At 72.2% G+C, this 19,028-nt stretch carries 20 protein-coding genes and 1 pseudogene; 9 read left to right on the top strand and 12 right to left on the bottom strand.

Features of this window, described 5'->3' with window-relative positions:
* Nucleotides 1-8: 8 nt before the first annotated feature.
* Nucleotides 9-1,580, bottom strand: coding sequence for a molybdopterin-dependent oxidoreductase (locus tag A6Q81_RS14895; protein WP_286690947.1), 1,572 nt, complete (start codon nucleotides 1,578-1,580; stop codon nucleotides 9-11).
* Between the two features lie 149 nt (nucleotides 1,581-1,729).
* Between A6Q81_RS14895 and A6Q81_RS14890 the strand changes: the two genes are divergently transcribed.
* Nucleotides 1,730-3,175 (top strand): hypothetical protein, encoded by a 1,446-nt coding sequence (locus A6Q81_RS14890; protein WP_286690946.1) that lies wholly within the window; start codon nucleotides 1,730-1,732, stop codon nucleotides 3,173-3,175.
* A 4-nt stretch (nucleotides 3,176-3,179) separates the two neighbouring features.
* Here A6Q81_RS14890 and A6Q81_RS14885 read toward each other — a convergent pair whose 3' ends face one another.
* Both A6Q81_RS14885 and A6Q81_RS14880 read right to left on the bottom strand, forming a co-directional pair.
* A complete protein-coding gene (locus A6Q81_RS14885; RefSeq protein ID WP_286690945.1) occupies nucleotides 3,180-3,845 on the bottom strand; it encodes a nitroreductase in 666 nt (221 codons plus the stop codon).
* Nucleotides 3,842-4,624 carry an enoyl-CoA hydratase-related protein gene (locus tag A6Q81_RS14880; protein WP_286690944.1) on the bottom strand — a complete coding sequence of 261 codons (783 nt, stop codon included), beginning with the start codon at nucleotides 4,622-4,624 and terminating at the stop codon, nucleotides 3,842-3,844. The genes A6Q81_RS14885 and A6Q81_RS14880 overlap by 4 nt, the downstream gene beginning before the upstream one ends.
* A gap of 219 nt (nucleotides 4,625-4,843) precedes the next feature.
* Here A6Q81_RS14880 and A6Q81_RS14875 point away from each other — a divergent pair, with 219 nt between their 5' ends.
* Together A6Q81_RS14875 and A6Q81_RS14870 are read left to right on the top strand one after the other, a co-directional pair.
* On the top strand, nucleotides 4,844-5,698 hold the full coding sequence (locus A6Q81_RS14875; protein WP_286690943.1) for an SDR family oxidoreductase: 855 nt from the start codon (nucleotides 4,844-4,846) through the stop codon (nucleotides 5,696-5,698).
* Between the two features lie 38 nt (nucleotides 5,699-5,736).
* Nucleotides 5,737-5,952, top strand: coding sequence for a hypothetical protein (locus tag A6Q81_RS14870; RefSeq protein WP_286690942.1), 216 nt, complete (start codon nucleotides 5,737-5,739; stop codon nucleotides 5,950-5,952).
* Between the two features lie 7 nt (nucleotides 5,953-5,959).
* On the opposite strand, the gene A6Q81_RS14865 is transcribed toward A6Q81_RS14870, so the two are convergent.
* The 3 genes from A6Q81_RS14865 to A6Q81_RS14855 all read right to left on the bottom strand — a co-directional run bounded on the left by A6Q81_RS14865 (nucleotide 5,960) and on the right by A6Q81_RS14855 (nucleotide 8,499).
* Nucleotides 5,960-6,724: an EAL domain-containing protein gene (locus A6Q81_RS14865; protein ID WP_286690941.1), complete on the bottom strand. Its 765-nt coding sequence runs from the start codon at nucleotides 6,722-6,724 to the stop codon at nucleotides 5,960-5,962.
* Between the two features lie 566 nt (nucleotides 6,725-7,290).
* On the bottom strand, nucleotides 7,291-7,893 hold the full coding sequence (locus A6Q81_RS14860; RefSeq protein WP_286690940.1) for a hypothetical protein: 603 nt from the start codon (nucleotides 7,891-7,893) through the stop codon (nucleotides 7,291-7,293).
* 36 nt (nucleotides 7,894-7,929) lie between these two features.
* Nucleotides 7,930-8,499, bottom strand: coding sequence for an RNA polymerase sigma factor (locus tag A6Q81_RS14855; RefSeq protein ID WP_286690939.1), 570 nt, complete (start codon nucleotides 8,497-8,499; stop codon nucleotides 7,930-7,932).
* A 21-nt stretch (nucleotides 8,500-8,520) separates the two neighbouring features.
* On the opposite strand from A6Q81_RS14855, the gene A6Q81_RS14850 reads away from it, so the two are divergent.
* Nucleotides 8,521-9,369, top strand: a complete 849-nt coding sequence (locus A6Q81_RS14850) for a serine/threonine-protein kinase (protein ID WP_286690938.1) — start codon at nucleotides 8,521-8,523, stop codon at nucleotides 9,367-9,369.
* 12 nt (nucleotides 9,370-9,381) lie between these two features.
* Here the strand turns inward: A6Q81_RS14850 and A6Q81_RS14845 are convergent, their stop codons facing one another.
* Nucleotides 9,382-9,795 carry an OsmC family protein gene (locus A6Q81_RS14845; protein WP_067860915.1) on the bottom strand — a complete coding sequence of 138 codons (414 nt, stop codon included), beginning with the start codon at nucleotides 9,793-9,795 and terminating at the stop codon, nucleotides 9,382-9,384.
* Between the two features lie 121 nt (nucleotides 9,796-9,916).
* On the opposite strand from A6Q81_RS14845, the gene A6Q81_RS14840 reads away from it, so the two are divergent.
* From A6Q81_RS14840 to A6Q81_RS14830, 3 genes are all read left to right on the top strand, one after another.
* Entirely contained in the window at nucleotides 9,917-10,240 is a 324-nt protein-coding gene (locus A6Q81_RS14840) for a 4-fold beta flower protein (protein ID WP_067860917.1), read from the top strand.
* Nucleotides 10,241-10,293: 53 nt separating this feature from the next.
* A complete protein-coding gene (locus A6Q81_RS14835; RefSeq protein WP_067860919.1) occupies nucleotides 10,294-11,802 on the top strand; it encodes an SDR family oxidoreductase in 1,509 nt (502 codons plus the stop codon).
* Nucleotides 11,803-11,873: 71 nt separating this feature from the next.
* A complete protein-coding gene (locus A6Q81_RS14830; RefSeq protein ID WP_286690937.1) occupies nucleotides 11,874-13,346 on the top strand; it encodes an amino acid permease in 1,473 nt (490 codons plus the stop codon).
* Here the strand turns inward: A6Q81_RS14830 and A6Q81_RS14825 are convergent.
* The 5 genes from A6Q81_RS14825 to A6Q81_RS14805 are packed head-to-tail and all read right to left on the bottom strand — an operon-like array spanning nucleotide 13,343 to nucleotide 18,005.
* Complete coding sequence (locus A6Q81_RS14825; protein ID WP_067860923.1) at nucleotides 13,343-14,011, bottom strand: class I SAM-dependent methyltransferase; 669 nt, start codon at nucleotides 14,009-14,011, stop codon at nucleotides 13,343-13,345. The genes A6Q81_RS14830 and A6Q81_RS14825 overlap by 4 nt on opposite strands.
* A gap of 52 nt (nucleotides 14,012-14,063) precedes the next feature.
* On the bottom strand, nucleotides 14,064-14,921 hold the full coding sequence (locus tag A6Q81_RS14820) for an ABC transporter ATP-binding protein (RefSeq protein ID WP_286690936.1): 858 nt from the start codon (nucleotides 14,919-14,921) through the stop codon (nucleotides 14,064-14,066).
* Nucleotides 14,918-15,961: a FecCD family ABC transporter permease gene (locus tag A6Q81_RS14815; RefSeq protein ID WP_286690935.1), complete on the bottom strand. Its 1,044-nt coding sequence runs from the start codon at nucleotides 15,959-15,961 to the stop codon at nucleotides 14,918-14,920. Before A6Q81_RS14815 ends, A6Q81_RS14820 begins: the two co-directional genes overlap by 4 nt.
* On the bottom strand, nucleotides 15,958-17,013 hold the full coding sequence (locus tag A6Q81_RS14810; protein WP_286690934.1) for a FecCD family ABC transporter permease: 1,056 nt from the start codon (nucleotides 17,011-17,013) through the stop codon (nucleotides 15,958-15,960). The genes A6Q81_RS14815 and A6Q81_RS14810 overlap by 4 nt, the downstream gene beginning before the upstream one ends.
* Entirely contained in the window at nucleotides 17,010-18,005 is a 996-nt protein-coding gene (locus tag A6Q81_RS14805; protein ID WP_286690933.1) for an ABC transporter substrate-binding protein, read from the bottom strand. The genes A6Q81_RS14810 and A6Q81_RS14805 overlap by 4 nt, the downstream gene beginning before the upstream one ends.
* Before the next feature lie 152 nt (nucleotides 18,006-18,157).
* On the opposite strand from A6Q81_RS14805, the gene A6Q81_RS14800 reads away from it, so the two are divergent.
* Nucleotides 18,158-18,742 carry a hypothetical protein gene (locus tag A6Q81_RS14800; RefSeq protein WP_286690932.1) on the top strand — a complete coding sequence of 195 codons (585 nt, stop codon included), beginning with the start codon at nucleotides 18,158-18,160 and terminating at the stop codon, nucleotides 18,740-18,742.
* Nucleotides 18,743-18,800: 58 nt separating this feature from the next.
* Nucleotides 18,801-19,028, top strand: a pseudogene (locus A6Q81_RS14795) (HNH endonuclease signature motif containing protein); the annotation flags it as partial.

Genomic DNA, 19,028 nt, shown 5'->3' with positions numbered 1-19,028 from the left:
TCGTCCTGCTACTCGACACGGAATCTGACGTTGTGCCAGCCGGTCGACCCGTCCGGTGCGATGGGCACACGGTCGGAGGTCTGTGTGGTGCCGTCGGCGTCGGTCGCCCGCACGGTCACCTGGTGGGTGCCCTCGGTGGCGTCCTCCCAGGTCCAGGACCACTGACGCCACGTGTTGACGTTGTCCTGGGCGGCGAGGTCGACGTCCTGCCAGTCACCGTCGTCGATCTTCACCTCGACGCGCTCGATGCCGACGGACTGGGCCCAGGCGACGCCGCCGATGCGGACGTTGTCGCGCGGGAGGGCCTCGAACGCCTTGGGGACGTCGATGCGGGAGGAGAGCTTGATGGGCGCCTCGGCGTCGTAGCCGCGCGTCGTCCAGTAGGCCTTGAAGTCCGAGAACTTCGTGACCTCGATGTCGACCAGCCACTTGGTGGCGGAGACGTAGCCGTAGAGGCCGGGGACGACCATGCGCACCGGGAAGCCGTGCTCCAGCGGGAGCGGCTCACCGTTCATCCCGACGGCGATGAGCGCACCGCGCTCGGTGTCGGTGAGCGCCTCCAGGGGCGTGCCGATGGTCATGTCGTCGGCGCTGGTGGTCTTGACCGCGTCGGCACCGTCCTTCACGCCGGCCCGGGCGAGCAGCTCGGCCACGGGGACGCCGAGCCAGGCGGCGTTGCCGACGTAGGGCCCGCCGACCTCGTTCGAGACGCAGGTCAGGGTGATGCGGCTCTCGACGAGACGCTCCTTGAGCAGGTCCTCGAAGGAGAGGTTGAGCTCCTTCTCGACCATGCCGTGGATGCGAAGGTTGAAGGTGTCCGCCGGGACCTGCGGGACGCGCAGGGCGGTGTCGATGCGGTAGAAATCGCGGTTGGGCGTGATGTAGGGGCTGATGCCCTTCACGTCGGCCTGCGCGCCCGCCGGGACTGCCGGGGCCGGGGTCGCGGGCTGGGGCAGCATCACGTCGGCACGCGAGTCCTTCGCCGCGGACGAGCCGAGGAAGCGGGTGACGCCGCCACCGATGGCCATGGCGGCGCTGGCGATGAGCACGGCCTGCAGGAACGCGCGGCGGTCGAAGCCGGCGGGGGTCTCGTCGCCGACCTTGCGGGACAGCTCGAGGGCCTTGAGCAGACGGACCAGCAGCAGCAGGCTCACGGCCAGCGTGACGAGCGAGGGGATGACGGTGACGACGACGTTCGCGGTCGACGTGCGGTCGAGTGCGGCGGTCACGAGGGCGGCCAGGCCCAGCAGGGCGGTGATGCCGAGGGCGAGCCGCGGCCGTCGCAGGCCCAACCAACCGGCGACGGCCGCGGCGACCAGGAGGGTCGCGGCGACGCTGCCGATGAGCACGGGCTTGTCGTTCGTCCCGAACTGCTCGATGGCGAACTCCTTGAGCGGCCTCGGGACGAGGTCGATCACCCGGTTGCCGACCGACTCGATCGGGGTGGGCACGCCGAGCAGCGTCGCGACACCCGATCCGAGGGCGACGCCCGCGACCGCGGCGAGCAGACCCGACAGCGCGCCGGTCCACCACGGGGCGGTGGCCCGGGTGGCAGGTGCTGCGGTGGTCGTCTCGCTCATGCCCCTGATTCGGGGCCCGTCGCCGTCTGGATGGGTGCTCACGGAAAAAATTGTTCAGGGGGTCCGCGGATGAGCAACCTGGTACGTCACTCCCAGTTACCTTCGATGCCCGTTCTGCCCTGCCCTTGCAGGGTTCCTAGGGTGGTCCCATGAGCACGCACGAGGGAGTCGCGTTCCGTTCCGAGAGCACGTCGGCGACCGCCCGGGAGGTGCTGGCCGACGCCCTGCGGGCGGCCGACCCGGTCGGCTCGCGCGCGGTCGAGCGGGAGACCGCCTGGCGTCGGCAGTACCTCGAGCACTTCCGGCGAGCCGTCGAGGCGGGGATCGGCGACGCGGCGGCCGCGCAGGCCATCGCCTCCGCCGGGCTGCGCAGCGCGCACGCGGCTATGCGGTTCGGCGACGTCGACCTCGACGTCGCCGTCGCGGGCGCTCCGCTCGACCAGGTGCTGCACACGACGACCCTCGAGGGAGGCGCCGAGCCGGAGACGGAGCTGACGCTGCCCTACCGCGGCGAGCGGCTCCGGGGCGACGCCCTGCTGCGCCAGCTCGACGCGTGGGTCGAGCGAGGCGTGGTGACGGCCTCGTGCGCCGAGGCCGTGCGGCGTGTGCACGAGAACCCCGACTGGCTGCGGCTCGAGGGCGACGTCGTGGCGGTGCTCGGCGCGGGGGCGGAGATGGGTCCGTACCGCGCGCTGCAGCGCTGGGGTGCCGAGGTCGTCGCGCTCGACCTGCCCCGCGCCGACGTGCAGGAGCGCATCGCCCGGGTGGCCACCGACGGTGCGGGTCGGGTGCACGTGCCCACGCGGATCGTCACGAGCGGGCGCGGCGACGGCGGCTGCGACGTCGGCGCCGACCTCGTCCGCGAGCTGCCGGCCGTCGCGCACTGGCTGGGGTCGTTCGCCGGGGCGTCGCGACTCGTGCTCGGCAACTACTGCTACGCCGACGGCGCCATGCACGTGCGCGTGTCGATGGCGGCCGACGCGCTGGCCGCGCACCTGGTCGCGGAGCACCCGCGGACGGCGCTGGCGTTCCTCGCCACCCCGACCGACGTGTTCGCCGTGCCCGCCGAGGAGGTGGCCCGGTCGCAGGAGGCGTACCGCAAGGGTCGGGTGGGGCGGGTGGCCCGGCACGCGACGCGGGTGGTGAGCGGCGGCCGGCTGCTGCAGCGCAACTACCCGCCGGGCGCCGACCCGGGCCTCTGCGACGCGCTCGTGCCTCAGCAGGGCCCGAACTACGCCCTGGCCAAGCGCGTCCAGCGGTGGCGCGCCACCGACGCCCGAGCCGCAGGCACCACGGTGTCGCTCAACGTCGCGCCCGCCACCCGCACGCGGTCGGTGGTGAAGAACAAGGCGCTGGCCGCCGCGTACGCGGGCGCGCACCGCTTCGGCGTCGAGATCTTCGACCCGGCGACGTCGAACACGCTCATGGCGGCGCTGCTCGTGCACGACCTGCGGGCCGGCCTGCAGCCGGAGACCGAGCCGTGGAGGGACGAGGCGCGCGGAGCTGCGCACGGCGGGCTCTGGACCGCCGCCTACCACCCCCGGTCAGCCCTCGGCCTCGCCGCCGTGCTCGGCGTCGGCGCCCTCCGCAGCTGAGTCGTCAGAGGCGGAGGTCGGCGGCCTGGTCGAGGGGGGCGCGGGTGGTGCGGTAGGAGGCGGTGGGGTGGTCGGGGTCGGGGTGGCCGAAGGAGATGCCGCAGACCACCTGGCGGTCGTCGTCGAGCTCGAACCACTCCCGCAACAGCTCCGATCGCATGGCGAGCGCCGCCTGCGCGCACGCGCCGAGGCCGAGCGCCTGCGCGGCGAGCAGGAACGACTGCACGTAGAGCCCGCAGTCGACCGCGCCGTACACACCGAGCGACTTCGCGGTCGTCACGATCGCGACGTGCGGTGCGCCGAAGAACTCGAAGTTGCGCATCGTCTGGGCGGCCGAGCCCGCCCGGTCACCCTTCACGACGCCGACCGCCTCGTAGAGCTGCCAGCCCGACTCACGGCGACGCTCCGCGTACACGCCCTCGTAGGAGGGCGGGAACTCCAGGTCGGGACCGAACCGCTCGTCGTCGGCCATCGCCTGCTTGAGCCGCTCGGTCTCGCCGCCGGCCGTGACGACCACGTGCCACGGCTGCGTGTTGCACCACGACGGCGTGCGCTGCGCGGCGGCGAGCAGCCTCTCGATGGTGGCGGTGTCGACCTGCTCGTCGGTGTAGCCGCGACAGCTCCAGCGGTCCGCGAGCAGACCCTCCAGGACGTCGATCGGCGCGCTCATCGGCCCTCGAAGCGGGCGGGCCGCTTGTCGAGGAAGGCCTGGATGCCCTCCTGCGAGTCGGCGGTGTCGGCCAGCTCGCGCTGCAGGCGCAGCTCACGCTCGAGCGTCTCGTCGAGGCTGCGCAGCGTGGTGGCGTTCATGGCCTGCTTGGTGGCGGCGTAGGCACGCGTCGGCCCGCCGGCCAGCTTCGCGACGAGCCCGGCCACCTGGTCGGCGTAGTCGTCGCCGCAGCACCGGTCGATGAGTCCCATCTCCGCCGCCCGCGCCGCGGGGAGACGTTCGCCGAGCAGCGACAGCCGAGCCGCCCGGGCCCGACCCACCGACGCCGCCAGCAGCTCGGTGGCGCCGCCGTCGGGCATCAGGCCGATGTTGACGAACGCCTGGAGGAAGTACGCCGACTCGTGCGCGACGGTGACGTCGGCAGCGAGCGCCACCGACATCGCGATGCCGGCGGCGGGCCCGTTGACGGCCGCGACGACCGGACGCTCGGTGGCCACGATCGCCCGGACGAGCCGGTTGCCGTTCTCGTGCGTGCCGCCGCGCTCGAGGCGACGCAGGTCGGCGCCCGCGCTGAACGCGGCGCCGGCGCCGGTGACCACGACGACGCGGGCGTCGGTGGTCTCCACGGCCTCGGCGGCCCGCGCGAGCATGGCGCCGTCGACGGCGTTCATGACCTGCGGCCGGTTGATGGTGATCGTGAGGACGCCCTCGGCGTCGTGGAGCAGCAGCTCGGACGCGGTGTCGGGGCTCGACTCGGGGTCGGTCACGGTCGTCTCCATTCTCCGATGATCGCCTGCACGACGGCGGCGAGGACGAGGGATCGGTCGGGCATCACGTGGCGCCGTCGACCTCGACGGACGGGGACTCCGGCGCGCAGGCGAGTGCGTCGTCGAACCACGCGGGTCGATCCACGTCGCCTCCAGAGAAACCATCAGCCTTGACTGTTCCTGATCCCGCCAGCAGGCTACCGATGACAGCGGACCACCTCGGAGGCACCCATGACCCTGGCCGGAACCACGATGATCATGTCCGGCGGGAGCCGCGGCATCGGCGAGGCGATCGCCGTCCGCGCGGCTCGCGACGGCGCCAACGTCGTGCTGCTCGCAAAGACCTCCGAGCCGCACCCGCGGCTGCCCGGCACGATCCACACGGCGGCCGCGGCCATCGAGGCGGCGGGCGGTCGCGCCCTGCCGCTCGTCGGCGACGTCCGCGACGACGCGTTCGTGGAGGACGCGGTCGCCCGAGCCGTGGAGACGTTCGGTGGCATCGACGTCGTCGTGAACAACGCCAGCGCGATCGACCTGTCCCGCACCGAGGACATCTCGATGAAGAAGTACGACCTCATGACGCAGATCAACGCCCGTGGGACCTTCCTGCTCTCGAAGCTGTGCATCCCGCACCTGCGCGCGTCGGCCAACCCGCACGTCCTCACCCTCAGCCCGCCCATCAGCACCGACCCCCGCTGGTTCGGCACGTTCACGGCCTACGCGATCGCGAAGTACGCGATGAGCCTCGTGACGCTCGGGCTGGCCGAGGAGCTGCGCGCCGACGGCATCGCCTGCAACTCGCTCTGGCCCCGCACGGCCATCGACACCGCCGCGGTGCGCAACGTCGTCGGCCCGGGGCTGGAGTCGAGCTCGCGGACGCCGGCGATCATGGCCGACGCCGCGTACGCGATCCTCACCCGCCCCAGCCGCGACTGCACGGGCCACTTCTTCATCGACGACGACGTGCTGGAGGCCGAGGGCGTCACCGACTTCTCGGTCTACCTGAACGGAGGCCGCGAGGAGGACCTCGCGCTGGACTTCTGGGTCGACCCGAAGGGTCCGCACGACGCGAGCAAGCGCCTGTAGGAAGTGCCTTGGTGCGCCGGTCGTGCGACGGTCGGCGCATGAGCACTGAGCCCCGCCGCTCCATCGCGCGTGCCGTCGTCGGCGGTGCCGTCCTGCTGGTCGTCGCCCTCGTCGCGGGGGCCGTCGCCATCGCGACGCAGACCTGGCCGGTCCTCTACGGGGCGGGCGTCGTCGCCGTGGCGGGGCTCGTCTGGCTGGGGTTCGGCCTCGTGGCTCGTGCGGTCGAGCTCGGGGTGCGCGCCAGCCGCGACTGACGGGACGTCAGCTCGCGGCGGCGGCCACGACCTGCGCCCGCGGGTGGACGGGCGAGAGCGCCTCGAGCGTGGGGCGACCGAACCAGTACCCCTGGAAGAGGGGTACGCCGAGGTCCAGGAGGGTCGCGTACTCGGCCTCGGTCTCCACCCCTTCGGCCAGGACGACGACGTCGAGCGTGGATGCCATGACGACGACGGCCTGGACCACGGCCTGGCGGGAAGCGTCGGTGTCGATCCCGCGTACGAGGTGCATGTCGATCTTCACCAGGTCCGGGCGCAGGTCGACGAGGCGGGAGAGCCCGGCGTGACCGGCGCCGAAGTCGTCGACGGCCATCGTGAACCCCTGGCGGCGGTACTCGTCGACGATCGCCACGAGGTGCTCAGGCTCGTCGACCCGCTCGTCCTCGGTGAGCTCGAAGACGAGGGAGGCGAGCGGGAAGCCGACACGAGCGGCCGCGGCCAGGGTCGCGCGCAGGCAGGCCACCGGCTCGTAGACCGCGTTCGGCATGAAGTTGATGGAGAGCCTCAGGTCGTCCTCGGCCGGGAACAGACGTGCGGCCAGCTCGATCGCCCGGACCCGGCAGTCCTGGTCGAACCGGTAGCGGTTGCGGTCGTTGACCTGGCCGAGCACCGACATCGCCGACTCACCGCCGGGGCCGCGGACGAGCGCCTCGTGTCCCCACACGCGCCCGTGCTCGGCGTCGAAGATCGGCTGGAAGGCCATCGTGAAGTCCAGCGACTCGACGTCGTCGCGACATCCTGCACACGGCACGAGCACACTCCCTGGTGTCCCGGTCCGGGCAGGACGCGAGTCTGAGCATTGTCTCAGGTTTTCGGCCGTGCCGCAGACGCCTCACGGCACGACCTTGACGAACTGCGCCCCGCGCAGGGCGGCACAGGCCGGCGGGAGCGTCACCGACTCCTCGGACGCGCCGCTCGCGAGCGACCTGACGACGCCGCCCACCTCGATCTCGTCCCCGAGACGCTCGGCCTCCCGGGTCCCGTCCGCCCGACGCCGGACGAGCGTGGTCCCGTCCCCACGAGACCAGCGTCTGAGCGAAGGCAGGGACCACGACCTCCGTCCCTGTCCCGATCACGACGCACCCGTTCCGTGTAGAGAGAGTGCCGCTCAGCAGGGGCAGCCTGAAGAACTCGTGGGGGTCGTAGGTGAACGTCGCCAGCGCGGCCGGCGGCCCGGTGCGCTCGGCCGAGACGGCGGCCGTCGCCATCGGCCGAGGCGGTTCGTCGGCGACGACCGACACGAGCACGCCGGTGGCGCCGCCGAGCGCGAGCGCGACGCACAGGGCGGCGACCGCGAGCCTGGTCCTCACGCCGGCCTCAGCAGCCGTCGCGGACGAGCTCGGGCCGCGCGCCCTTCGTCACCTCGACGAACGAGACGCGCGACGCGTCCGTCAGCCGGTCCGGCGACTCGTCGAACAGGAACCCGATCCAGGTGCCCGCCGCGCTGTCCTCGACGAACACGCCGGTCTGCCCGAAGCCGACCGACTCGGGCTCCGACGTCGAACCCTTCAGCTCCCCGTAGGTGGTGCCGACGCCGAAGCCCGCCTCGGTGTCCACGCCCTCACCACGCACGCCGATCGAGCGCACCTCGCCGGCTCGCGAGGTCTGCACGTCGACGGCGTTCACGTACTCGTCGCGCCACGCGAGCGGACGGACGGGGCACCCGTCGGTGGGGTCGGCGACGTCGGCGACGAAGTAGCCGGTCGCGAGCGCCTGCTGACGAGTCATGCCCACCCGCACGGGACCGACGGCACCCGTCGCGACGACGAGCTGGTCCGGTGCCAGCAACCCTGGGCCGGCCGACGGCGCGCCCTGCTCGCCGCCCCGCGAGCCACGCTCGGGGGCTGCAGCGACCCACGCGGTGGCGACGCCGAGCACGACGGCGATCCCGAGCACGGCGGCGGCGATCCTGGTCCTCATCATGGTGTTCCTCTTCCTGAAGGTGGTGTCACCCCTTCAGATGCCGGCCGGGCCCGAAAAGTTGTCGACGTCGCGCAGCTTCTCGCGCACCTCGCGCCGCGCGGCGTGGATCCGTGCCTTCACGGTGCCGAGCGGCGCGCCCGTGAGCGCCGCGACCTCCTCGTAGGGCAGCGCGCCCAGGTCACGCAGCACGAACGCCTCCACCGCCGCCGGGTGCGTGCACTCCAGCTGCTCGAGCGCCTCGAGCAGGTCGAGGCGCGTGCCTGCGATGACGCTCGTCGTGCGGGGGTCGACGGCGTCCGGCAGCACGTCCCGCGACTGCTCGTCGAAGCGTCGCCGCAACGAGCGGTAGACCTGACGGGCGGTGTTGGAGGTGACGACGGTGACCCATCCACCGAACGAGCCCCGACCGCTGTACGTGTCGAGCTTCTGCGCCACCAGCAGGAGCGCCTCCTGCGCCGCCTCCTCCGCGTCGTGCGCGTACGGCAGGAACGCGGCGCACCGGCGCACGACGTGCGGGCGCAGCCGGCGCAGCAGGTCGTCGAGGGCGTCCGGATCCCCGGCCCGAGCACGCTCCACGAGCGGAAGCAGCTCCTGGTCGTCCATGACACCCCATACTGTCGCGTGATGAGACAGATCGGACGCTACCGGCTCGACGCCGTCCACGGGTCGGGCTCGTTCGCGACCGTGTGGCGCGGGCACGACACGGCGCTCGACGTGCGCGTGGCCGTCAAGGTGCTCGCCGACAACTGGTCGCACCACGCCGACGTCCGCGAGCGCTTCCTCGAGGAAGCACGCCTGCTGCGCCGCATCGAGAGCCCGCGGGTCGTGCGCGTCCACGACGTCGGCACCGACGAGGACGACCGGCCGTACTTCGTCATGGACTTCGCGGGAGGCGGGTCGCTCGACGCGGTGGCCGACGGGTCCCTCGAGCCCGACGTCGCCCTTGGCCTCGCGGTCGAGGCGTGCCGGGCCGTGCAGGTGCTGCACGACGCCGGGGTGGTGCACCGCGACGTGAAGCCCGCGAACCTGCTCCTCGCCGACGACGGCCGCGTGCTCGCGGCCGACCTCGGCAGCGCCAAGCGGGTCGCCGAGGCGTCGGGCTACACGGTCACGACCGGCACGCCCGCCTACATGGCCCCGGAGCAGGCCCGCGGCGAGGGGATCAGCGTCCGCACCGACGTGTACGCGCTCGCGGTGCTCACCTGCGTCCTGCTCACCGGCGCGTTCCCGTCGGACCCGTCCCGTCCGCTGGCCCGCACCGATCCGCGGACCGCCGCGGTGCTGCAGCGTGCGCTCTCCAGCGACCCGGCCCGACGTCATGCCACAGCGGCCGACCTGGGCGCGGACCTCGACGCCGTCCTCACCGGCGAGGCGGCAGGCGAGGGTCGTCGCTGGCCGACGCGGTGGGTCGCGGCGGCGGCCGTCGGCGCCTACGCCGGGTCGGCCACCGGGGCCTACTACCTCCTGACCTGAGAGGCGCCGCGCCTACTGCGTGTCGACCGGCGTGCCCAGCTCGACCGTGCGGCTCACCGTGCACAGGCGGTCGTGGGAGCGGCGGATCGCGTCGGGCAGGCGCTCCGTCGCGGCGCGACCGGCCTCGTCGTCTCCGAACGCGACGTCGAAGCGGACCGTCAGCCCCTCCATGCGGTTGCCGTCGTCGTCGCGCACCTTCTCCCCCGCCGAGGTCACCGAGAACCGCTCGGGCTCGGTGCGCTTGGTGGTGAGGAGGTCGACGTCGATCGCCGTGCAGCCGGCGACGGCGGCCAGCAGCAGCTCGACGGGCGTGAAGTCGTCGCTGGAGCCGTCGCCGATCACCATCTCCCCGCCGCGCGCGTTCGTGACCCGGTACCGGCCCCGGCCGAGCCGCTCGAGGCCGACCTGACGATGCGTGTCGCTCATGCCCCCATCCTGCCGAACTAGTCCGACCGGATCATCTTCGGCGGGTTCGCCCCGCGTCATGACCTGGCCGTTCTACCGTCTTCATCACGACGGCAACAGCTGGATCTCGGGAGCTGAACCCATGAGTGACTACCTCTACGACCTTGACGGCGACGTGATCGCCTTCCGACGGTCCTGGGACGACGAGCACGTCTTCGACACGTCCGGTCGCTGGATCGGGTGGATCCCGTGGGACGGCAACGACGTCGTCGACGAGCGCGGCCACTACCTCGCCTCGATCGTCGGCGACCGGCTCGTGCGCCGCAACGACTGCGGCAACCGGCGCTGCGCCCAGGCCGTCGAGCACCCCGACCGCGCGGAGCCGTCGGGCCGGCCGACCCGTCCGCTCGAGTTCCCCAACCGGTTCGCCTACGACGACGTGGAGCAGCTGCACCGCGCAGGCTGACCGGCCCGGCGACTCGGGATGCCCCGAGCTCCCGCCACCCCGACGATGGAGGCATGACCCTCTCGCTCGTCACCGGTTCGACCGGCTACGTCGGCGGCCGCCTCGTGCCCCAGCTGCTCGACGCGGACCACGACGTCCGCGTCCTCGTCCGCAGCCCCGAGAAGGCCGAGGCGCACGAGTGGGCCGACCGCGTCGAGATCGTGCCTGGCGACGCCACCTCCGACGACGACGTCCGGCGGGCGATGGAGGGCGTCGACGTCCTCTACTACCTGCTGCACTCGATCGGCGCGGGCCGCGACTGGGTCGAGACCGAGCGTCGCATGGCGCAGACGTTCGCCGACGCCGCCGCGTCGGCCGGCGTGCAGCGGATCGTGTACCTCGGCGGCATGGACCCCGAGGGCGAGGAGCTCTCGGAGCACCTGCGCTCGCGCAAGCAGGTCGGCGAGGTGCTGCTCGCGTCGGGCGTCCCGACGACGGTGCTGCAGGCCGGCGTGGTGATCGGGTCGGGCTCGGCGTCGTTCGAGATGCTCCGCTACCTCACCGAGCGGCTGCCGGTGATGGTCACCCCGACGTGGGTGCACACCCGCATCCAGCCCATCGCCGTCCGCGACGTGCTGCGCTACCTCGTGGGGAGCGCGTCGATGCCGTCCGAGGTGAACCGGACCTTCGACATCGGCGGCCCCGACGTCCTCACCTACCTGGAGATGATGCAGGGCTACGCGCAGGTCGCGGGCCTGACCCGACGTCGCGTGGTGCCCGTGCCCGTGCTGACGCCGGGCCTGTCGAGCCACTGGGTCGGCATCGTGACCCCCGTCCCGGCGAGCATCGCCCGCCCGCTGGTGGACTCGTTGAAGAACACCGTCGTCGCGGCCGAGGACGACATCAGGCAGTACGTGCCCGACCCACCCGAGGGGCTGATCGGCTTCCAGCGGGCCTGCGAGCTGGCGCTCACCAAGATCCAGACGCTCGACGTACCCACCCGGTGGTCGTCGGCCGCGACCGCCGGCGCACCGTCGGAGCCTCTGCCGTCGGACCCCGACTGGGCGGGCGGGTCGCTGTACAAGGACGAGCGGACGCGTGAGGTCGACGCGTCGCCGGAATCGCTCTGGACGATCATCGAGGGCATCGGCGGACGCAACGGCTGGTACTCCTGGCCGCTCGCCTGGTGGATCCGTGGTCTCATGGACCGGCTCGTCGGCGGACCGGGGCTGCGGCGCGGTCGGCGCAACCAGAAGGACCTCGTGGTCGGCGACGCGCTCGACTTCTGGCGCGTCGAGGCCACCGACGACAGCACGTTCCTGCGGCTGCGGGCGGAGATGCGGGTACCGGGCCTGGCCTGGCTGGAGCTGCAGGTCGGCTCCACCGAGGGCGGCACGACCACGTTCCACCACCGTGCGCTCTTCCACCCGCGCGGTCTGCTGGGCCACGCGTACTGGTGGGCCGTCTGGCCGTTCCACGGCATCGTCTTCGGCTCCATGCAGCGCAACATCGCCCAGGCGGCGGAGCGGCTCGAGCGCGGCGAGGAGCCGAAGGCCCACCAGGGCATCAGACGTCGCCCGTAGGCGAGCCGACACGGGCGGGACGCGGGACCGGGAAATTTGCGTCACACCCCGGGCGGGTGCACGATCCTTCGGTGAGCCTCTTCCGCACGAAGACCGTCGAACGGTCGATCGCCGAGACCGACGAGCCCGACCACCGCCTGAAGAAGGACCTCTCGGCCTGGGACCTCACGGTCTTCGGCGTGGGCGTCATGATCGGCACGGGCATCTTCGTGCTCACCGGCCAGGAGGCGCACCTCAACGCCGGTCCGGCCATCGTGCTGTCGTTCGTGATCGCCGGCGTCGTGTGCGGCCTGGCGGCGCTCTGCTACGCCGAGTTCGCGTCGACCGTCCCGGTCGCGGGCAGCGCGTACACGTTCTCCTACGCGACCCTGGGCGAGTTCATCGCCTGGATCATCGGGTGGGACCTCGTGCTCGAGCTCGCCCTCGGGGCGGCCGTCGTGTCGCGCGGCTGGTCGGCCTACCTGCAGGAGCTGTTCGACCTGCCGACATGGCTCGCCGGCGGCGACGCCCTGCCCGACATCGCCGCCATCGCGATCGTCGTCGGACTCACGACCCTCGCCGTCTTCGGCACCAAGCTGTCGGGACGCTTCACCGGCGTGCTCGTGGTGGTCAAGGTCGCCGTCGTGCTGTTCGTGATCGTGGCCGGCCTGTTCTTCGTGAAGGCCGCGAACCTCACGCCCTTCGTGCCCGCGTCGCAGCCTGCCGACCCGAAGAACGTCGGCTCCGGCCTCGACTCGACGCTGCTGCAGTCGATCTTCGGCGTCGAGCCGACGGTCTTCGGCATCTACGGGATCATCGCCGCCGCGTCGGTCGTGTTCTTCGCCTTCATCGGCTTCGACATCGTCGCCACGTCGGCCGAGGAGACCAAGAACCCGCAGCGCGACATGCCCCGCGGCATCATCGGGTCCCTCGCGATCGTCACCGTCCTCTACGCCGCGGTGGCGTTCGTCGTCACCGGCATGCTCAAGTACAGCGACGACCGCATGAACACGGGCGCGCCGCTCGCCGCCGCCTTCTCGGCCAACGGCCTGGAGTGGGCCAGCAAGATCATCTCCGTCGGCGCCGTCGCCGGCCTGACCACCGTCGTGCTCGTGCTCATGCTCGGCCAGGCGCGCGTGCTGTTCGCGATGGCGCGCGACGGCCTGCTGCCGCAGGGCCTCGCGAAGGTGCACCCCCGCTTCGGGACGCCCTACAAGATCACGATCATCACGGGTGCGTTCGTGGCCGTGCTCGCCGGCTTCGTCCCGCTCGACGAGCTCAGCAAGCTGGTCTCGATCGGCACCCTGTTCGCCTTCGTGGTCGTCTCGGCCGGCGTCATCGTCCTGCGTCGCACCCGACCCGAGCTCGACCGCGCCTTCCGCGTGCCGCTCGTGCCGCTGATCCCCGTCCTGTCCATCGCGGCCTGCCTGTGGCTGATGGTCAACCTGTCGGTCGAGACGTGGCTGCGGTTCCTGGTGTGGATGGTGCTCGGCATCGTCCTGTACTTCGTGTACGGACGCCGTCACTCCCGGCTGGGGATCGACCAGGCGGCCGGCAAGGCCTAGCCGCGCTTGACGCCCGCGTGGAAGACGCGGACGTTCTCGCGCCAGCCGCCCAGCGCGTCGTACGGCATCGGGTCCTCCGCGGCCTTCTTGCGCACGTCGCGCCGCCGCTCGGTGGTGTCGAAGCCGAGGTCGAGGGTGTCGGTGCCCCGCATGAGCGACTCCAGCGCCTCGGGCGTGTAGCGCCAGTAGTCGATCGGGCACGGGTGGTAGCGCCAGCTGAACAGGGTCGAGGTGTACACGAGCCCGCCGGGCCGCAGGATCCGCACGATCTCCTCGCCCGCGAGCCAGGGGCGGTCGATGTGCTCGAACACGTCGACGCTGAGCACGACGTCGAACGAGGCGTCCTCGATCTCGGGGCAGTGCGTGATGTCGCCGAGGATGACGCCGGGGCCCGTCTCGGCGAGGTCGAGGTTGAGGTACTCGAAGCGCTCGGCGTCGAACACGCGGTCGCGGGGGTGAGCGCGGCCGCCGATCTCCAGGACCCGACCCCCCGTGACGCCGGACTTCGCGAGGACGAGCGCGAGGTGCTCGTTGATGCGCTCGTCGCGCACGGGCCCGTGCGTCCACTCGTCGCGCAGCCGGTCGAGCTCGACCAGCTCCGGGTCGCGCGGCGGGGGCGGCGGAGTCCAGATCCGCCGCGCGAGACGTTCACGGAGTCCGGGCATGCGCGCGACGCTAGGCCCGTCGCATGACGATCGGGTGGAGTGCAGGCGAACGTCAGACGGCCGCCGGCGACTCCGCCTCCGACGTCAGCGCACGCACGTGGTGGCGGCTGCGCGGCACCACGAGCGGCGTCCCGCTGACCGGGTCGGGGACGACCTGGCAGGCCAGCCCGAACACGTCCTCGACGACGTCGGCGTCGATGACGTCGGCCGGACGTCCCTGCGTGACGATCGCGCCGTGCTTCATGGCGATGATGTGGTCGGCGTAGCGGAAGGCGAGGTTGAGGTCGTGCAGGACCATCGCGATGGTCTTGCCGTGCTCGCGGTTCAGGTCGGTGAGCAGGTCGAGCAGCTCCACCTGGTGGTTGATGTCGAGGTAGGTGGTCGGCTCGTCGAGCAGCAGCAGGTCGGTGTCCTGCGCGAGCGCCATGGCCACCCAGACGCGCTGGCGCTGCCCGCCCGACAGCGCCGTGATCTGCCGGTCGGCGAGGTCGGCCGTGCCGGTGGCCTCCAGGGCCTGCGCCACCGCCGCGTCGTCCTCCGGGCTCCACCGCCGGAACCAGCCCTGGTGCGGGTAGCGTCCACGACCGACCAGGTCGGCCACCGTGATGCCGTCGGGGGCGACCGGGGTCTGCGGCAGCAGGCCCACGACCCGCGCCACGTCGGTCGGACGCTGGTCGTGCACCGACGTGCCGTCGAGCAGGACCGTGCCGGTGCGGGGCCTGAGCAGACGCGCGAGCCCCCGCAGCAGCGTCGACTTGCCGCAGGCGTTGGCGCCCACGATCACCGTGACCTGGCCGGGCGGCACCTGGACGTCGAGGTGCGACACGACGTCGGTGTCGGCGTAGCCGAGGGTGAGGTCCTCAGCCCTGAGGTCATGGATCCTGGGGTCGTCGGTTCGGGGATCGGTCATCCTCCGCGTCCTTCCCGGTTGACGGTGGCGAGGAGCCAGATGAGGTACGGCGCCCCGACGGCACCGGTGACGACGCCCGTCGGCAGCGAGACGGGCAGGGCGTGTTGGGCGACGAGGTCGGCGGTGAGCACGATGATCGCGCCGACGAACGCGGCCGCCGGCAGGCTCGCGGCGTTGCCGACCAGCCGGACGGCGATGGGCCCCGCGATGAGCGCAACGAACGAGAGCGGCCCGGCCGCGGCCGTCGCGAGGGCGACGAGCACGACCGAGAGCGCCAGGAGGCCGAGCCGCGAGCGCTCGACCCGGACGCCGAGCGCCGACGCGGCGTCGTCGCCCAGCTCGAGCGCGCCGAGGCGTCGCGAGAGGACGAAGGCGACGGGCAGGAGCACGGCCACGGCGACGAGCAGGGTGCGCAGCTCGAACGGGCCGGCCGAGCCGACGGACCCCACCAGCCACGTCATGGCCTCGCGCGCGTCGGTGAGGTCGGCGCGGGCGATGACGTAGCCGGTGAGCGCGGTGAACAGCTGGGAGAGGCCGATGCCGACGAGGATGAAGCGGTAGCCGGTGATGCCGCCGCGCCACGCGAGCAGGTAGATGGCGATCGAGGCGAGCAGGGCGCCCACCAGGGCCATGGCCGACGTCGCGACGGCGCCCCAGCCGGTGAACAGGATCGCCGAGACGGCGAACAGGCTCGCACCACCGGAGATGCCGACGAAGTCGGGCGAGGCGAGCGGGTTGGCGAGCAGACGCTGGAACACCAGGCCCGCCACGCCGAGCGCGAGGCCCGAGCCCAGGGCCGTCGCCGCGGTGGGCAGGCGCAGGTCGAGGACGATGAAGTCGACGCTCGGGTCGTCGGTGAGCCGGAACGCGCTACCGACGACCTCCCAGGGCGACAGGACGAAGCTGCCGATCATCATCGTGACCACGAAGAGGGCGAAGGTGACCGCGGCGAGCACCAGCGTGATGGTCGTGGTGCGGGCGCGGTGGGCGCGGCGCTGCGCGCGGACGGCACGACGCAGGGGCGTCTCGAGGGTGCTCACAGCTGCGCCAGGTCCTTGCGTCGGACCAGCAGGATGAAGGCCGGCGCACCGACCACGCCGAGCACCACGCCCACCTGCAGCTCGCTGGGGCTGTCGAGCACCCGACCGAGCACGTCGGCGCAGAGCAGGATGATCGGGCTCAGCAGGAACGTGTACGGGAGGATCCAGCGGTAGTCGGGTCCGCAGAGGGCGCGTGCGATGTGCGGGACGACGAGGCCGACGAACACGATCGGACCGCAGGCGGCGGTCGCGGCGCCCCCGAGCAGGGCGACGGTCACGAACACGACCACGCGGGTCAGGCGCACCCGCTGGCCGAGGGCGACGGCGAGGTCGTCGCCGAGCGCGAGCCCGTTGAGCGAACGACCCAGCAGCAGGGCCACGGCGATGCCGGCGACCAGGAACGGCCACGTCTGCGACAGCACCGGCAGGTAGCGTCCGCTGAGCGAGCCGACCTGCCAGAAGCGCAGCTCGTTCAGCGCCTGCAGGTCGGTCATGGTGACGCCCGTGGTGACGGAGTACAGCGACGCACTGACCGCGGCACCGGCGAGGGCCAGCTTGACCGGCGTCGCCCCCTCGCGTCCGAACGAGGCCACGCCATAGACCACGACGGTCGCGATGCCCGCCCCGGCGAACCCGACCCACACCGACGTCGACTGGCTGAGCCCGTCGAACAGCATGACCGCGACGACGATGCCGGCTGCGGCACCCATGTTGATGCCCATGATCCCGGGATCGGCGAGCGGGTTGCGGGTGACGCCCTGCAGGAGTGCTCCAGCGAGCCCGAGGCCGGCGCCGACCAGCAGGCCCAGCAGCGTCCGGGGCACGCGCAGCTCGCGGATGACCGTCTGCTCCGCGGACGACGGGTCGTAGTCGGTGAACGCGGTCCAGATCGTGTGCAGCCCGACGCCGCGCGCGCCGATCGTGATGCTGACGAACATCACGACGGCGAGCGCGCCGAGGAGCAGGAGGGCGCCGAGCCCCAGCCCCACGGTGGAGCGGTGCCGCGGGGCGGGCGCCTCGACGGGCTGCGGGCGCTGGACGGTGGCGGTCACGTGAGGTCCGGGTCGGCCTTCTCGACGGCGTCGCTGAGCTGGTCGAGCTGCTCGGCGTAGTCGCGGTAGGTGCTGATCCAGTAGGCGGGCCACGGGGTGACCGCGCCGGCCTCGACGGCCTTGATCTTGCGCCACGTCGGCTGCTTCTCGGCGGTCTTGGTGCTCTGCTCGAGCGTGCGGTCGTCCATGAGGACCAGGTCGGGCTGGTACTTGTCGGCGTTCTCCCACGAGAGGTTCTCCCAGTAGGAGAAGTCGGGGTCCGGGGAGTCGGGCACGACGATGTCGAGACCGTAGCGGGCGAAGTCGGCCAGCTCGGCCGAGTGCTTCGGCACGGCCACGTACAGGATGTCGTCGGCCGGGGAGACGCCCATCGCGGTGAGGCCGTCGGCCTCGGCGACCGTCGTCTTGAACCGTTCGCGCGCCTGCTCGAAGGCCTCCTTGTCGGACACGATCTCCGCGGAGTCGAGGTCGGCGCCGAGGGACCCGGAGAGCTCCTCGAAGCCGTCGAGCATCTTCTCGACGGACTGGTCTGCGACCGGGCCGACCACGGGCGCGAGCTTCGCGACCTTCTTGCTCGACTCCTCGACACCGTTCTCGAGGCCGCCGTACGCCTTCTCGGTGGTCCAGTAGCCGCCGACGATGAGGTCGGGCTCGAGGGACGCGGCCTTCTCGGCGTCGATCTTGCCCCACGTCTCGCCGATGATCTCGATGCCGTCGAGGTCGAGGCCCTGCAGCGACTTGGTGTCCTCCAGGGGCTGGCTGAGGAAGATGCCGACGGGCCGGATGCCGTGCGCGATGAGCGCCGCGGCGGACTCGCCCTGCGCGATGATCCGCGTCGGCACCTCCTCGGCCGTGTACGTCTTGCCGTCGCCGGAGGTGTACGTCCAGGCGTTCTCGCCCGACGCCTCTCCGCTCTCGGTGCCGAGGCCACAGCCGGCCAGCAGGAGTGCTGCCGCGGCGGCCAGCAGGGTGAAGCGGGGGCGCAGGGTCATGGGACGTCCTCTCGTAGGCCGTAGGACACACTAACTTAGGTGAGCCTCAACTACGCAAGGGGCGGTGACCGGGGTCACGCGTGCTTCGTTCCCCGACCGGTCGCCTACCCTTCCCGACTGACCCGTGGTGCGACGAGCGAAGGAGGAGCGACGTGACACTGGAGCTCATCGAAGAGGTGCGCGAGGCTGCCTGGCTCGTGCCTGCCGGGACCGCCGACACCGACGCGACCCTGTGGTTGGGCCCGACGGGGTTCGAGGCCTACGCCCGCGTGCTCCAGCTGCCCGACCCCGCGTACGACCGGCAGCCCGAGGCCGAGCTGGCCGACGAGGTGCTCGACGGGGCACCGAGCGACGTCGAGCTCGTCACGGGCATCGTCGACGTGCTCGGCTCGTCGTCGGACGACCTCCGCTTCCTGCTCTGGGGCGGGTACCCCTACCGGCCCGCGCTGCCGGCGACGCCACGGTTCGACCTCGTCGGGCTGCGCCAGTACGTGCTCGCCCGGGGCACGGTCGGCGACTGGGCTCGGTGGGAGGCGGACGCTGTCGAGCCGCACGGTCGGGCCTTCCCGCCCGCGTTCGCGTGGCCCGCCGACCGCACGTGGTGCGTCGCCTTCGACGTCGACGCGCACTTCGCCGGCGTCGGTGCGTCGGAGGAGGCGATCACCCGCCTGCTCGACGCTGAGGGGCTCACGACCGTCCGGGCGTCTCGCGGGTCCCGGCCCCCGCTCTACGGCTGATCCACAGGGCGGATCCGGGCCGAAGGGGGGTGTCGGAGGGTGTCCCTAGGTTGGAGACATGGACGGGAACGGCAACGCGGGCGTGCTCGAGAGACTCACCTCCCTCGGCCGTGAGCGCGCGCAGGCCGAGGCGGCCGAGCTGGTCGCGATGCTGCGGTTCCGCGACGCCGAGCTGGTGCGCACCGCCGGCATCGAGTCGCCGATGGTGCGGCTCGTCGAGCGGTCGGCGATCGCGCTCGAGATCGGCCAGGCGATGGGCCTGTCCGAGGGGCAGGTGACCAACCGC

Source organism: Aeromicrobium sp. REDSEA-S38_B2, from assembly GCF_001628525.1.
Taxonomy (GTDB): Bacteria; Actinomycetota; Actinomycetes; order Propionibacteriales; family Nocardioidaceae; genus Aeromicrobium; species Aeromicrobium erythreum.
Note: the sequence above shows the minus strand (reverse complement) of the source record. Positions and strands in the feature narration are given on the sequence as shown.